Genomic DNA, 14,932 nt, shown 5'->3' with positions numbered 1-14,932 from the left:
CAAAAGGGGAATGACATGAAGACGATTACGCCTGTGAAGTCGGTCAGCCTTGCCGCGCTGGCGATAGCCAGCCTGTTGGCCGCGCCCGCCATCGCCCAGACGCCCGCCGGTGCGGAAGACGGCGCCATCATCGTTACCGCAGGCAAGCGCGACGAGGATATCCGTCAGGTCGCCATGCCGATCAGCGCGGTGACCGGCGATCAGCTCAAGGCGATGAACGCCAACAGCCTGTCCGACTATATCACGCGCCTGCCCGGCGTCGTCTTCAACGATTATCAGCCCGGCATTTCCGAAGTCGTGATCCGCGGCGTCGCGGCCACCACCTATCATGAGCAGGGTCAGACCACGGTCGGCTATTATCTTAACGAAGTGCCGATCGTCGAACCCGGCTTCCCGATCGGCATTCCTGACGTCGACACGTTCGACCTGCAACGCGTCGAAGTGCTGCGCGGGCCGCAGGGCACGCTGTTCGGCTCGTCCACGCTGGGCGGCCTCGTCAACTATATCGCCAATGTCGCGGATGCTTCCAAGATCGACGCCGCTGCTTCCGGCCTGATCGGCACGACCAAGAACGCCAGCGGCGAACTCAACTATGCCGCCAAGGCGATGATCAACATTCCCCTGGTGCAAGACCAACTCGCGCTGCGCCTGGTCGCCATGCAGCGCTCGGACGCGGGTTACCTCGACAATCCGGGCATCGGCGTGAACGGCTCCAACGATTTCCGCAGCCGTGGCCTGCGCGGGTCGATCGTCGCACATCTGGGTGAAACGACCAAGGTCACTTTCCTGTCCAGCTATCAGGACAGCAAGCTGGACGACCAGACCTATCTGGATCTCGACAATCCCTATGTCCGCAACCTGCCCCGCGCGGAAACGCAGAAGACCGATTTCTGGATGAGCAGCCTGCGCCTCGATCAGGAAGTGGGCGACATCGCCAACCTCACCGTGCTGGGATCGATCACCAAGAAGAACAACACGACCGTCTTCTCCTATCCGTCCCCCTATGTGACGGGCGTCACGACCGGCGACGGCGCGGCCTATTCGCTGGGCGATGCCGATGCGCTGATCAAGACAATCGAGGCGCGCCTTGCCTCGGCGGGCGAAGGCCCGTTCAAATGGCTGGTCGGCGTCAGCTATATGCAGGCGAAGAAGACCAGCTACGACCAGATCATCCAGGCGGGCGCAGCCGATTTCATCAACGCCAATCCCGCCCTGTTCGGCGGCTATAGCGGCGCGCAACTGACGCCGGGCGACCGCCTCTACGGCTATTATACCAACAGCACGAACGAGGATTTCGGCGTCTTCGGCGAACTTTCCTTCAAGCCGATCGAGCAGTTCGAAATCACCGTGGGCGGCCGTTATTTCGACACCACGGCCAGGGCCGACGTGCTCAATCAGGCGGGCGCGCTCGGCGGCTATCCGGGCGGCTTCACGCCCGCCGACAGCAGCGGCAGCGTCAACCAGAAGGAAGACGGCTTTACGCCCAAAGTCACGGTCGCCTTCCGCCCGTCCAGGAATCTGATGGCCTATGCCACCTATTCCGAAGGGTTCCGGGTCGGCGGCATCAATCCCAATGCCGGTCTGCTGCCGACCATCCCGGCATCTTATGAAAGCGACAAGGTCAAGAATTACGAAGCGGGCATCAAGGCGCAGACCCCCGACGGCCGCTTCGCCATCGACTTGACCGGTTTCCAGATCGACTGGGATAATATCCAGGCCCGCCTGTTCGGACCGGCGCCGTCCTACTTCTCCTATGTCGTCAACGCCGGCGGCGCGCGGATCAAGGGCGTCGAATTTTCCGGCACGATCAACCTGAACCAGATGGTCCACTTCACCACCAACGTGACGTATCAGGACGCCAAGATCACCGAATTCCTGCCCTATCCCTTCGATGCGGCCGGGCTGGGCGGCTATCCCAAGGGCACGACGCTGCCCGGATCGTCCAAATGGTCGATAGCAAACAACCTGACCCTGACCTTTGCGGATGTGTCCGGCGCGCCGACCTTCGACATCGCCCATCGCTATCTGTCCTCGGCGCCGACCAGCTTCGACGATGTGTCGCGGCGCGGCGACTTCAACGTCTTCGACCTGCGCGCATCGATTGGCCTGGGCGAAAAGGTGCGGCTGATGGCGTTCGCGAACAATGTGTTCGACAAATATGGCGTGCTGAACGCCCCATTCGCCAACGATGCCTTCACGCCCCAGGGGTCGATCATCCGCCCCCGCACCATCGGCCTGCGCGCCGACTGGAGCCTGTAAGGGCCATAAGGGGCCGCCCGCCCGCACCCGGCGGGCGGTCCCATTTTCTTCTCGCGCCATACCTGCCAGAAAGGCCGCCATGCGTTTTGCCGCTTCCCTCCTGCTTGGCGCTGCCCTTCTCGCCGCGCCCGCCCTTCATGCGCAGGACCAGGGCGGTCTCAGCCTCCAGCCGACCCGCACGCTCGCCTATGACGCGCATGAAGGCACCTGGATGCAGCCGGACATATCGCCCGACGGCGGGACGATCCTGTTCGACCTGCTCGGCGACATCTACGCCCTCGACGCGGCCGGTGGCACCGCCCGCCCGCTGCTCAGCGGCATGGCGTTCGAGCGCAACCCCGTCTTTTCGCCCGATGGCAAACAGTTCGCCTTCATCTCCGACCGGTCGGGCGTTACCAATCTATGGATCGCCAACGCTGATGGCACCGGCCTCAAGCAACTGTCCCACGACATGTCCGTCGCCATCTACAGTTCTCCCGCCTGGTCGCCCGACGGCCGCTTCGTCACCGTGTCGCGCACCGTCCACGCGATCCTGGCGTTCGAACTGTTCATGTATGACAAGGATGGCGGCAGCGGCATCCAGATCACCAAGGCAGGATCGCCTGACAATTGGGACGCCCGGATGAACGCGATGGGCGCGGTCGCTGCGCCCGATGGCCGCACCCTCTATTACGCCACCAAGCGCGGCCATACCTGGACCGAAAACGACCTGCCCAACTGGTCGATCGCGCGCCACGACCTCAAGACCGGGCAGGACGAAACGATCATCCAGTCGGCGGGCGGCGCGATGCGCCCGGCGCTGTCGCATGACGGCAGTCTGCTCGCCTATGCCAGCCGCACGACGGCGAATGGAGGACAGCAGGACGGCCTGCGCCTGCGCAATCTGGAAACCGGCGAAGACAAATGGATCGCCTTCCCGATCGATCGCGATGGGCAGGATGGCGGCTATTATGCCGACCTGCTGCCGCGCTTCACCTTCATGCCGGGCGACAAGGCATTGCTGATGAGCGTGGGCGGCAAGCTGGCGCGGCTCGATATTGCCAGCGGCGCACGGACGGATATTCCCTTTACCGCGCCGGTGAACCTCGGCCTCGGCCCGCTCACGCGCGTACGGCAAAAGGAAGAGGACGGCCCGGTCCGCGTCCGCGTGGTGCAAGCACCCCGTCAGTCGCCCGACGGCAGAAGCGTCGCCTTCACCGCGCTAGGCGGCCTCTATGTGCAAAGCCTCGTCCCCGGCGCTACGCCCAGACGGATCGTGCCCGACGACGCCTTCCAGCCCGGCTGGTCGCCGGACGGCAAAAGCATCGTCTATGTCACTTGGACGGCAACGCAAGGCGGCCATATCTGGACCGTGCCAGCCAGCGGCGGCAAGCCCCGCCGACTGACCCAGTTCCCGGCTTTCTATACCCAACCCGTCTTCACGCCCGACGGCAAGACCGTCGTGGCCCTGCGCGCCAACCACTATGATCGCCTGCACACGGTATCGGAGATCGACCCGTCACGTCCCACCGACATCATCCGTATGGACGTACGAGGCGGCCCCGCGACCTTAGTCACGCACGCCGTGGGCGCTCGCCTGCCGCATTTCGGCGATGACGGGCAACTGTTCTTCTACAGCCCGGCGGGTGTCAGTACGGTGCCGCTGTCGGGTGGCGATCCGCAGGTCGTACTGCGTGTGCTGGCACCGGGGCTGGGCCAATATTTCCCCGGACCCGCGCCGGTGGACGAAGTGCGGCTCAGCCCTGATGGCAGGCGCGCACTCGTTAAATCCTTCGCGCAAATCTATCTGATCGACGTGCCGCCCGCCAATGGCGCGGAACCGCCGACGATAGACCTCAACGCCGCCAGCGTCGCTCGCCACAAATTAACTCGCATCGGCGCCGACTTCACCGACTGGGCGGACAGGGGCGCGAGCATCACTTGGTCGGTTGGGGCGACGTTCCGGCGCCTGCCGATCGAACAAGCGCTGTCCGCCCCCGCGCAGGGCGCCGAAGCACTGGCGCAAAACTTCGCCATGCCGGTGGATCTGCCGCGCGATGTGCCACGGGGAAGCATCGTCCTGCGCGGCGCGACCGTGCTGCCGATGGCGGGCGCGCAGGATGTCATCGCCAACGCCGATATCGTGATCACTGACAACCGCATCGTCGCTGTCGGGCCGTCAGGCTCGCTCGCCATTCCCGGCGGCGCAACCGTGCGCGATGTCAGCGGCAAATATATCGTCCCCGGCTTCGTCGATACCCATGCCCACTGGTTCGAAATCCGCCGTGCCATTCACGACAGGGGGCATTGGGACTTCGCCGCCAATCTGGCCTATGGCGTCACCTCGGCGCTCGACGTTCAGCCCTTCACCACCGATGTCTTCGCCTATCAGGACATGATCGATACAGGCATGATGCGCGGCCCGAGCGCTTGGTCGACCGGGCCGGGCGTGTTCGTCAACGCGGAAATCCACAGCAAGCAGGATGCGATCGACGTCCTCACTCGATACCGCGACCATTATCGCACCCGCAATATCAAAAGCTACATGATCGGCGATCGTGCCCAACGGCAATATATGGTCGAGGCGGCAAAGGATTTGGGCATGATGCCCACGACCGAAGGCGCAAGCGATATGGTGTTGAACCTCACGCATGCGATCGACGGGTTCTCCGGCAACGAACATGCCATCCCCGTATCGCCGCTGCATCAGGACATCATCCGCCTATTCGCGCAGAGCCGCACCAGCTACACGCCCACCATCTCGGTCGCCTATGGCACTACGCCTGCTTTGTTCGATTTCATCATCAACAAACGGCCGCAGGACGATCCCAAATTCCGCCATTTCGTGCCGCCCGGCATCGTCGCGGAGAAACTCCGCAACCGCCACTGGATGCCACCCGAAGCACAAAGCTGGAAGATGATCGCCGCAGATGCCGTCGCGATCCAGCGCGCGGGCGGGCTGGTGGGGATTGGCAGCCATGGCGAAATGCAGGGGCTGGGCTATCAATGGGAAATGCAGGCCTTTGCCGCTGGCGGCGCGACGCCGATGGAAACGCTCAAGGCCGCGACGATCGGTTCGGCCGAGGTCATCGGCCATAGCGACGATGTCGGCAGTCTGGAGCCGGGCAAGTTCGCCGATCTCCTTATCCTGGATGCGGACCCGATGGCTGACATCGCCAACGCCATGAAGATCGGCGCTGTCATGAAGAATGGTCGTCTTTATGACCCGGCGACGTTGGACGAAATCTGGCCGCAAAGGACCAAAGCCGAAATCGGGTGGTTCTTCGATGATGGCAGGCAGTGATGTCGGGTGAATATACTGTCCGTCAATACGCGTTAAAAAAAGTACCACGCAAAGAATGTCAGATATAGTTCCATAATTTTTCTACGCTGCGACATCTTGTGAAACGGGAACCGTCCCCTCCGCGGGTGCTTATCCATAGGATATTCTGGAAGGAGGCCCGATGGCGGACGAAGCCGAACCCATCGACTGTAACGGATTGTCTAGCGGATGGAGGTCCGTGCGCGGTATCGTGCAGACCAAGACGCGCGGTTGAGCGCGGTTTCCCAGTCCTGTGACGACCCGGTCGGTGACGCGATTGCCAGGGCCGCGCCTGCCGCTCTCGCGACCAAGGCGCAGCAGCCGGTGGCGCGCATGGTCGTGCTCGCGATATTGGCGGGCGCCTTCATTGCTTTCGGATCGATCGCTTCTCTCGTCGCGCAAGCGAATATGAGTGATGGCGGCGCAGTGCGTATCCTGTCGGGCGGCGCTTTCTCCGTCGGACTGATGATGGTGATCATCGTGGGCGCGGAACTGTTTACGGGCAATACCATGATGATCCTCCCAACGTTGACTGGCGATCTGGACGCAGGGCGGATGGCTGGTGCCTGGGCGGTCGTGTGGACCGGCAATCTGATCGGTAGTGTCGCGATTGCATTATTGTTCCATGCGGCGGGCGGATTGTCGGACGGCGTCGGTGAAGCGGCAAGAGCACTGGGCGATGCCAAGCTGGGCAAATCGGCGCTAGCGACATTCAGTTCAGCCATTTTGGCGAACATGCTGGTGTGTCTGGCGGTGTGGATGGCGATGGGCGCGCGGACGATCCCGGCCAAAGTGCTGACGATCGTCGGGCCGGTCACGATCTTCGTAAGCGCAGGGCTGGAACATTCGATCGCCAATATGTCGATCCTGCCGCTCGGCTGGCTGGCGCAGACGGGGCATGCGCCCGATCTGGCGCGTGGGTTGACCAACCTCTTCTGCAGCACGGCGGGCAATATCGTCGGCGGCGCGGTCGTGGCGCTGGGCATCGCTTACGGCCATGACGCCTGGCGAAAGGCGGAGTGATCGCTGGCATGATGGAGGGGGGAGCATGACGAGCTATTGCGGGCCGCCGCCCCTGCCCGATGCGGCGATGGCGGCGTGGAATTTCGACCCGATATTGCTGGTGGGACTGACGATTTCCGCCCTATTTGCGCTGCGTTCGGCCAGCCCGCGACTTGCGCTGGCAGGCGTCGCAGTTCTGGCGGTGGCATTCGTGTCGCCGCTGTGCGCGATCAGCGCGGCCTTGTTCATGGCGCGGGCGGTGCATCATATCCTGATCGTCGCGATTGCCGCGCCGCTATTTGCGCTGGCCTTTCCCAGTCGCAGGACCGCTATGATCGGCCCGGCCTTCGTCGCGGCGACCGGCTTGTTATGGGCATGGCATATCCCCTCGCTCTATGATGCGGCGCTGGCGGATGCGCGCATCTATTGGCTGATGCAGGCAAGCCTGCTGGGATCGGCCATCTGGTTTTGGCGTAGCCTGTTTGCCGCGCCGGTGATGCCTGCTGCCTTGGGGGCGATCGCCGCGATGGCGCAAATGGGTATGCTGGGGGCGCTGCTGACCTTCGCCCCTGCCCCGCTCTACGCCGCCCATGCCGGGAAGACCATGGCCTGGGGTCTGCCGCAGCTAGTCGATCAGCAACTGGCGGGCCTTATCATGTGGGTGCCGGGCATCATCCCCTATGCCATCGCGCTGGCGCTGATCGCGCGGCGGGGTTGGGCGCGGGCGGCGGTGACGGCATGATCGTGGCGATCAAATTCCTGCATATCGCTGCGCTCTGCCTATGGTGCGCTGGGCTGATAGGCTTGCCGCTGGTGCTGGCGCGGCATCAGGTCAGCGACGACCAGAGCGAATATTCCCGGCTGCGCGTGCTGACACATCGGGCCTATACCGGCATCGTCACGCCCGCCGCCGTGATCGCGATCGCGATGGGCACGGCGCTGGTCTTCCTGCGCGGGCTGTTTGTGCCGTGGATGTTCGCCAAGCTGGTCGGGGTCGGCGTGCTGGTGTTGCTGCACGCGTGGATCGGGCATGTCACGCTGATCGTGGGCGAACGGCAGGGGAGTTACGATCCGCCGCGTGGTTGGCCGGTGATGACCGTCGCCATCGCAACCGGTGCGATCGTCGCGATCCTGTTGCTGGTGCTGGGCAAGCCGGTGCTGGGCGACCGGTTAGCGCCCGACTGGATCCTGCGACCGCAGGATCAGCCATTGCCAGTGGACGAGGTGCCGATTTGATAGTCGAACACCAGCTTCCCCCCGTGCCAGCCCGTGACCGCCGTGAAGGCCGCAGCGAAAGCGGACAGCAGCAAACCCCAAGGCAACACCGCCTGTTCATAGCCGGAGGTCAGCCGATAGCCCCAGTTCGCGCCCAGGATCGACAGCAGCATCACCGCGATGATGAAATGGGTCCAGCTTGCCGCGCGCGCCCGGATGCCAGCGACCAGCAGCAGCTCGACCGTACCGGATATGCCCGCCAGCACGCCCAGCAGGAAGGCCATGCCGCTGGCCCACAGCGCCGCCCGCGCCCAGAATATGTCCCCGGTCCACCAGTAGAAGGCGTCTGCGCCCAGCGTACACATGGCGAGCGCGACCGGGAAGGCGACCAGCATCGCGTGAACCGGGTGCCCGGCCACCGCGATTTTGGATTCCGTGCGGTGAAAATGGGGTTGCGCCGAAACCGGGTCGACCAATGCGTCCCCGGCTTGCGTTTTGTGTTCGTCCAATGCCATCGGCCCATCATGCACCGCTTTGGCCGAATAATGCCAGTCATGTTCGTGGGGGCATGCGCCGGGCCGCTCTCCACGCTCGATACGGCGGGACCGGCGGCGGGCAATGTCGCGACATTATGGTGGGTGATGCTGGCGGGCGCGGCCGTGCTGACATTGCTCGTCCTGGCGCTATTGCTGTTGGCGTTTCTACCGCGGCTTCGCCCGGCCAAAGGCAGCGCACGATTATGGATTTGCTGGCTGGGCGTGGCGATGCCGAGTGCAGTGCTGGCGCTATTACTGGGCTATGCGTTGATGCTGGGGGAAGGATCGATCGCCCATCCCGCGCCTGGACGGATGGTGGTCGCGGCGACCGGCCATCAATGGTATTGGACGTTCCGGCAACCCGGATCGAACGGCGCGATCGAAACGCGCGGCGTGCTGCACATTCCGGTAGGCCGACCGGTCGATGTGCAGGTCGGGTCGGTGGATGTGATCCACAGTTTCTGGGTGCCGCGTCTGGGCGGCAAGATGGACGCCATCCCCGGCCAGATCAATATTTTGCGGATCAAGGCCGATAAGCCGGGTGTGTTCGAAGGGCAATGCGCGGAATTTTGCGGGCTGAACCATGCCGCCAACCGCTTTCGCGTCGTGGCCCATGATGCAGACGGCTGGGCGCGGTTCCAGTCGGGGGGCGGACGATGAGCGCGCTGCACCACCACCGGGCGCTCACCGCGATCTGGGGCAGCCCACGCGGATGGCGCGGCACGCTGGTTTCGGTCAATCATTCCGACATCGGCAAGCGCTTCATATTGGCGGCCTTTGCCTTCTTCGCGATCGGCGGGGTGCTGGCGATGCTGATCCGGGCGCAGTTGGCGACGCCCGACAGCGCCTTTGTCGGCCCGGCTATCTATAATCAGTTGTTCACGATGCATGGCAGCATCATGATGTTCCTGTTCGCTATTCCCATGTTCGAAGGGCTGGCGCTGTACCTGCTGCCTAAGATGCTAGGCAGCCGGGACATGGCCTTCCCGCGCCTGTCGGCCTATGGCTGGTGGTGCTATCTGTTCGGCGGATCAATCCTGATCGCAGCGCTAGTGCTCGGCATTGCGCCTGACGGCGGCTGGTTCATGTACACGCCGCTGTCGTCAAAAGCCTATACGCCGGGCATCAATGCCGACGTCTGGCTACTGGGCATTACCTTTGTCGAGATTTCGGCGATGGCGGCCTCGATCGAGATTTGCGTGTCGGTGCTGAAACTGCGCGCGCCGGGCATGCGGCTGGACCGAATGCCACTTTTCGCCTGGTATCTGCTGATCACCGCGATCATGATGATCGTCGCCTTTCCGCCTCTGATCCTGGGGTCGATCCTGCTGGAGTTGGAGCGAGTGTTCGGCTGGCCCTTCTTCGATCCGGCACATGGCGGCAGTCCGCTATTGTGGCAGCATCTGTTCTGGCTGTTCGGGCACCCGGAGGTCTATATCATCTTCCTGCCCGCCGCAGGGGTAGTCTCCACCGCGCTGCCGGTGATGGCCCGCACGCCGATCCTTGGCTATGGCGCGATCGTCGCTGCGTTGATCGCGCTCGCGTTCCTCAGCTTTGGGCTGTGGGTGCATCATATGTTCACGACCGGCATCCCACATATGGCGCTGGGCTTCTTTTCCGCCGCCTCCGCGCTGGTCGCGGTGCCGACGGCGCTACAGATCTTCGCGTGGATCGGGACGCTGTGGAACGGTCGCCCGGAATTGAAGCTGCCGATGCTGTATCTGCTCGGGTTCTTTCTCGTGTTCGTGCTGGGCGGGCTGACCGGTGTGATGCTGGCGATGGTGCCGTTCGACGGGCAGGCGCATGATAGCTATTTCGTGGTCGCCCATCTCCATTATGTGCTGGTCGGCGGGTTCATCTTTCCAATGCTGGCGGGCGCTTATTATTGGCTGCCCCATTTCAGCGGCCGGGCGCGGGTGCCCCGGCTGGGAGAGGCGGCGTTCTGGATGATCCTGATCGGTTTCAACCTGACCTTCTTCCTGATGCACCTGACCGGCCTGCTTGGCATGCCGCGCCGCATCTATAGCTATACCGACGATATGGGCTGGACCTGGCTCAACCTGCTGTCGTCGGTGGGCAGCTTCGTCATGGCGTTCGGCTTTGCGCTGTTCGCGCTGGACGTAGGGCTTCAAATCTTTCTGGCGCGGCGTAGCCCCCGCAATCCGTGGAGAGCTGGCACGCTGGAATGGGCGATGCCGATTCCCGCACCATCCTATAATTTCGCCAGCCAACCGGAGGTGGCGGATCGCGAGCCGCTGAGCAACGACCCAGCGCTGGCGCTGAAACTGGCGCGCGGCGAAGGCTATCTGGCGCAGGCACGGCATGGTTGGCGCGAAACGATGGCTGTGGATAGCAGCAGTGGGGCGATCGACCATGTCGTCATCCTGCCGGGCAACAGCCGCCTGCCGATCGTGACGGCAGCGGTGACGGGCTGCTTTTTCCTGTCGGTGCTGCTGGGCTATTACTGGTTGGCGATGGTGCCGGTCGTCGGCGTCATTGCGCTCGGGTGGCGATGGGCATGGGTGCTGGGATCGCGGGCGGATGTCGGGCTGGTCGCGATCGGCAAGGGGCGGACCGCGCCGATCCATCGCGAAGTGGCAGGCGCGCCGGCATGGTGGGGGAGTATGTTCCTGCTGGTGGCGGATGCCGTGCTGCTGGCGTCGCTGCTGTTCGGCTACGCGTTCTTGTGGGTCGTGGCGCCGAACTGGCCGCCGCCCCAGACGATCGATGGCGGTTTCGGGATCGGCATCGTGACCGCGCTGGCGGGAGTTGCAGCGATGCTCCTGGCGCGGCGGTCAGAGTCGGCGGGGCGTACAGGGTCGCTGGTTATCGCTGCACGCCTGGCTATAGCAGCAGTTTGCGCTCAAGCCGCGGTGATCGTCGGCCTGCTGGTGATCGGATTCAGCTCCGTGCCCGCGCCCGATAGCCATGCCTATGCCGCTGTCGCGTGGATATTGCTGGCTTATGGCGTGCTTCATGCACTTATCGCCCTGCTGTGCACCGCATTTTTGCGGGTACGTATCGGCGCTGGCTATGTTTCGGTAGCGCGGTGTCAGGAATTCGCCGTCGCCCGGTTGTTTAGCGATTATGCGGCGATGGTGGTTCTGATCCTGTTGCTGTGCCTGTTCGGGCCGGGCATCGTGCTATGACGCTGCTGGCACGCGCAAGTGCGGGGATGATCCTGTGGGCGTTAGGCTTTTCGCTGCTCTACGCGCTGCATGGGCTAGGATGCGTTCATGGCTGGAGCGGCATGCCGCTAATGGGCGGGACGCTGTTCCGCTGGGTGTTGGGCCTCACATGGCTCATTTTAGGATGTGGTGGCATCGTTATCATCTATTGGACAGGCACCATGTCGCCAGGATTCGAGCGGAGATTGGCCGTAGCTTGCAGCGTTGCCGGTTTTTTCGGAACTGTGGTGACGGGGGCACCCGTCATAGTGTCGTCCAGCTGCTACCACGATCCGCAAACGCTTATTCAAATTTGAGGTTGAATAACAGGCAGGCTGTCGTTCCGCAGTGGGCATATCCTGCAGCATCTATTTAAATGAAAAGGCTAATGGCCGAAAATATGGCCTGGATAGTATCCTGCGCGTTTCCTCATCTTTATCGGTAGCGTGACCTGACCCCCGGATTTTCCTCCAAGCTTGATTAGAGCCTGACCTGATGGAAGGACGGACGAATGAAGCGAGCAAGGCTTACCAAAGAACAGATCATCGGCGTACTGAAGGAGCTGGAGGCTGGCGCGAAGGCTGCCGACTTGGCTCGTCTCGGGCAAACGGGGCAAATCTGCCAAAAAAGAGCATGAAAAAATCGTTCCGGGATGATCCGGAACGGTTTGATATGATCTGTTTGGGTGCAGGAGAGCGCTTTGTTCTCAAACTACATTTTCTCAGACAATGGTGAGAAAACTCCGATGGCCTTGCATTCAGATGAGAAGTGCTGTGGGAACGGAGCAAACGACCGCCTTAAGCGATGTATCATTTCGGTGAAGCGTCGAGCAAAAGGGCGTCCTAGGGTCGCAACGTAAGCGACTTTGTGTGCTGGATGGTAAAAACGATCTGCAATCTAGTTGTTTCGAGTCCCCCGGCAGCAACCGAATTATTTGATTTAGTGACTGAAAACAAACGCATTTGATGCAGGATTCTGCGCCTATAATCCCGGAAACACTTCTCATTCATGCAGGCACTAGGAACTATTTTTCTTTCTATTTCAATAATATAAAACCATTTCCAGCCTCCCTTCCCTGTTCATCAGGGCAGGAATGCCAGGCTCAGCTTCGGCACGCGGGGTCCGATCTCGAAAACCGACAACCACGCGCCATGAAACTGACATCGGGAAAAGGCGGGATAACCCTAAAGCTTGGGATGCTTCTTGGGTCGACCGCGCGGCCTTGACGCCCGCGCAGCTTCAGGCGAATTGCGCGAACGGACGCCTGGGATGCATCATGTCGGCCTCGATGCGCTACGCGCGCCGCCTCTGCGACCATGCTGGGCAAGCCCGAAACCGGATGAGCGGCCCAGAAGTGCAGGTGCCCCGCGAGTTGCCTTCAGGTCTGGAACTGGGGTCGCGTCGCCACGACCTGACGCGATTGCGTCCGCAGGTGGTTCGGCATTGGCCTGTGCGAGGGGAAGTTCAGGCGGGTCGGCGCCCTTCTTCGGCGCTCTTGCTCGCTTGCTGGTATCCCTTGCTGGCGAAGCTGAAGCTGGCGCAGCTGCGCCGACTGACATGCGTATCGCCGGGGACGTCCGCTCATCGAACCCCGGCAAGCAGGTCGGGGCTCGATTATAGCTGTCTGTGAATTGGGCAACTGGAAGGTCCCTTCCGAAGCGCAAAAAGCCCGCGAAATTGGGAAGGTTGGTGACCTCGGTATGCATGACGAGAGGTCGGGTGACCTGCATGCGCGAGAGGTTCACGCCATCGCGCATGTCGTTCACCCCATAGGACATACCTTCATTGGCTTCGACCTGTTCGACCTGACCAAAATTTTCGGAGACATGTTTGGCAGTCGACGTGTCATTTGCGCGCAGCGCCACCCAGGTCGAACAGTATCCGGTGATCGCCGCGGCATCCTGGATTCCGTAGGTCGCCTCCAGTTGAGGGTAGCTCTGAAAGCCCAGAATCCCGCATCCGCCATATTTCCGTGCCCGAGCTAGGATCCGAAAGTGAGGGCAGCTTCTGGAGCGTGGGCAGTTCATCGATCACGCAATAGAGTCGGCGGGCCCGGTCGGGCTCCATGCTCATGATGGCGCTTATACCAGACCGTGATCCGAGGAGGAAGCGAGGGCAGCTGATCGGCTTTCACGGTGATGAAGAGCCAGCTGTCATCTTCCTCGTCCGCTACCCAGTCCCGAATCGAGAAGCCGTCGCGGGTGTCGTCGAGATAGGAGAAGCTCCGCATGACCGAGGCCAGCTCGGCGCGAATACGCGCCAACGGCATCGAGCTCAAGAAACGGTAGATTGCCATGGACCAGAATGGCGACTTCAGCCTCAACCTGACGCCGCAGACCGCGGCCCAGATGTGGAAGGCCGGCCTTCTCAACGAAAGCCAATTGGGCGCAGTTGCCAATGGCGGCCATGCGCGCTTCAACCTCGCACACAATGACCTGCTCGTCTCCAGCAGCGCTGACTTCGAAAAATCCGCCCGTAACGACACGAGTACAAGGTTCGAGGCAGGCAAGCAGGCCGACCCCGACACGATCGAGCATTTCATGAGCGGCGGCACGGAAGGCAAAGCCGCCCTGACCAACTGGCTGCGTGGCGGCTTTGAAATGGACCGCAAAGGCCAGTGGCGCCTCAGGCCCCAGGTGGCAGACACGCTCCAACGCGATGTGCGGGCCATCATGGCTCAGACGGGATGGCAGAGATCGATCAACCGAACTGCCCAGGATCAAAATAGCATCACTACAGGTATCAATGGGCAGATATCTGGAGGCTCGGAAAGCGCGAGCGGCGCTTTTAAAAGCCGAACGACCGGAGGAGCTGGACACCCGCAAAAACCCTGATCCAGCAAAATCTCATTTAACAATTTCAACTGCTTGGCGTTCTAAAGTTCAAGAAATCTGAGGTTTTTGCGGATGTCCAGCTAGCGGTTCGATCTCTGTCGCGAGTGCAGAGGTTGGAAGCATGAGCGAGACCGCGATTTCCCACCTCGACATTGTAAATTTCGACGTTCGTCAGGCGATTGCAAATGCCGAACTGTCGGCAGCACGTTCAGGATCGCCCCATAGAACATTTGCTGTGGAGCTATCGGAACAGGTTCTTGGACATGACGGCCTGCGAAATCGCTACTTGAAAGATGCAGACAGCGGCCGGGGCACCTTCGATTTGAACGCCCCAGTGACATCTTTGGAGCAATCGTCGCTTTTGTCGAAAGGAAGGCACCGTCTTGATTTAGGCAATAGGCCTGCCGATGGCGATAGCAAGTTTAAGACCCGCGACTGATGTAACCACCATTCAAAGGATTTAGGGTGCTCCCAATCCAATTACATCCTGATCGTGGGCCCAAGGGATCGATGCTCCAATGAATGCCGGACGGGCCTACGTCTAAGTGCAGAAGTTCACCTGATTCGGCTGGCTCCGAACCATCTCGACGAAATCCATGCCACCATCGTTCGAGAGTT

9 protein-coding genes and 2 pseudogenes are annotated in these 14,932 nt (G+C 61.9%); 9 read left to right on the top strand and 2 right to left on the bottom strand.

Annotated elements, in window-relative coordinates:
• Positions 1-15 precede the first annotated feature (15 nt).
• The 5 genes from U5A89_RS04235 (at position 16) to U5A89_RS04215 (ending at position 7,798) form a co-directional block, all read left to right on the top strand.
• Positions 16-2,259 carry a TonB-dependent receptor gene (locus U5A89_RS04235; RefSeq protein ID WP_338159912.1) on the top strand — a complete coding sequence of 748 codons (2,244 nt, stop codon included), beginning with the start codon at positions 16-18 and terminating at the stop codon, positions 2,257-2,259.
• Positions 2,260-2,338: 79 nt separating this feature from the next.
• A complete protein-coding gene (locus U5A89_RS04230; protein WP_338159911.1) occupies positions 2,339-5,542 on the top strand; it encodes an amidohydrolase family protein in 3,204 nt (1,067 codons plus the stop codon).
• Positions 5,543-5,791: 249 nt separating this feature from the next.
• Positions 5,792-6,583: a formate/nitrite transporter family protein gene (locus U5A89_RS04225; RefSeq protein ID WP_338159910.1), complete on the top strand. Its 792-nt coding sequence runs from the start codon at positions 5,792-5,794 to the stop codon at positions 6,581-6,583.
• A gap of 25 nt (positions 6,584-6,608) precedes the next feature.
• On the top strand, positions 6,609-7,304 hold the full coding sequence (locus tag U5A89_RS04220) for a cytochrome c oxidase assembly protein (protein ID WP_338159909.1): 696 nt from the start codon (positions 6,609-6,611) through the stop codon (positions 7,302-7,304).
• On the top strand, positions 7,301-7,798 hold the full coding sequence (locus U5A89_RS04215; RefSeq protein ID WP_338159908.1) for a CopD family protein: 498 nt from the start codon (positions 7,301-7,303) through the stop codon (positions 7,796-7,798). The genes U5A89_RS04220 and U5A89_RS04215 overlap by 4 nt, the downstream gene beginning before the upstream one ends.
• Here U5A89_RS04215 and U5A89_RS04210 read toward each other — a convergent pair.
• Entirely contained in the window at positions 7,765-8,292 is a 528-nt protein-coding gene (locus U5A89_RS04210; protein ID WP_338159907.1) for a DUF2231 domain-containing protein, read from the bottom strand. The two genes, U5A89_RS04215 and U5A89_RS04210, sit on opposite strands and share 34 nt — an antisense overlap.
• Positions 8,293-8,322: 30 nt before the next feature.
• On the opposite strand from U5A89_RS04210, the gene coxB reads away from it, so the two are divergent.
• Genes coxB through U5A89_RS04195 form a run of 3 tightly spaced genes read left to right on the top strand, consistent with a single transcriptional unit; the run spans position 8,323 to position 11,797 of the window.
• Positions 8,323-8,973, top strand: a complete 651-nt coding sequence (gene coxB, locus U5A89_RS04205) for a cytochrome c oxidase subunit II (RefSeq protein WP_338159906.1) — start codon at positions 8,323-8,325, stop codon at positions 8,971-8,973.
• Positions 8,970-11,462 (top strand): cytochrome c oxidase subunit I, encoded by a 2,493-nt coding sequence (gene ctaD / locus U5A89_RS04200; RefSeq protein ID WP_338159905.1) that lies wholly within the window; start codon positions 8,970-8,972, stop codon positions 11,460-11,462. The genes coxB and ctaD overlap by 4 nt, the downstream gene beginning before the upstream one ends.
• Positions 11,459-11,797, top strand: coding sequence for a hypothetical protein (locus U5A89_RS04195; protein ID WP_338159904.1), 339 nt, complete (start codon positions 11,459-11,461; stop codon positions 11,795-11,797). Before ctaD ends, U5A89_RS04195 begins: the two co-directional genes overlap by 4 nt.
• Before the next feature lie 957 nt (positions 11,798-12,754).
• Here the strand turns inward: U5A89_RS04195 and U5A89_RS04190 are convergent.
• Positions 12,755-13,740 (bottom strand): annotated as a pseudogene (locus U5A89_RS04190) (type IV secretion system DNA-binding domain-containing protein); the annotation flags it as partial.
• On the opposite strand from U5A89_RS04190, the pseudogene U5A89_RS04185 reads away from it, so the two are divergent.
• Positions 13,733-14,753, top strand: a pseudogene (locus U5A89_RS04185) (conjugal transfer protein TraG N-terminal domain-containing protein); the annotation flags it as partial. The pseudogenes U5A89_RS04190 and U5A89_RS04185 sit on opposite strands and share 8 nt — an antisense overlap.
• Positions 14,754-14,932: the final 179 nt, after the last annotated feature.

The organism is Sphingobium sp. HWE2-09 (assembly GCF_035989265.1).
In the GTDB taxonomy this organism is placed as follows: domain Bacteria; phylum Pseudomonadota; class Alphaproteobacteria; order Sphingomonadales; family Sphingomonadaceae; genus Sphingobium.
The sequence above is the reverse complement of the archived record's forward strand: the minus strand, read 5'-3'. Positions and strand labels throughout refer to the sequence as shown.

Excerpts from the sequence above, each read along its gene's own strand:
- coxB (WP_338159906.1), top strand. The coding sequence starts at position 8,323 with ATGCCAGTCATGTTCGTGGGGGCATGCGCCGGGCCGCTCTCCACGCTC.
- U5A89_RS04235 (WP_338159912.1), top strand. The coding sequence starts at position 16 with ATGAAGACGATTACGCCTGTGAAGTCGGTCAGCCTTGCCGCGCTGGCG.
- U5A89_RS04220 (WP_338159909.1), top strand. The coding sequence starts at position 6,609 with ATGACGAGCTATTGCGGGCCGCCGCCCCTGCCCGATGCGGCGATGGCG.
- U5A89_RS04210 (WP_338159907.1), bottom strand. The coding sequence starts at position 8,292 with ATGGCATTGGACGAACACAAAACGCAAGCCGGGGACGCATTGGTCGAC.
- U5A89_RS04195 (WP_338159904.1), top strand. The coding sequence starts at position 11,459 with ATGACGCTGCTGGCACGCGCAAGTGCGGGGATGATCCTGTGGGCGTTA.
- ctaD (WP_338159905.1), top strand. The coding sequence starts at position 8,970 with ATGAGCGCGCTGCACCACCACCGGGCGCTCACCGCGATCTGGGGCAGC.
- U5A89_RS04230 (WP_338159911.1), top strand. The coding sequence starts at position 2,339 with ATGCGTTTTGCCGCTTCCCTCCTGCTTGGCGCTGCCCTTCTCGCCGCG.
- U5A89_RS04215 (WP_338159908.1), top strand. The coding sequence starts at position 7,301 with ATGATCGTGGCGATCAAATTCCTGCATATCGCTGCGCTCTGCCTATGG.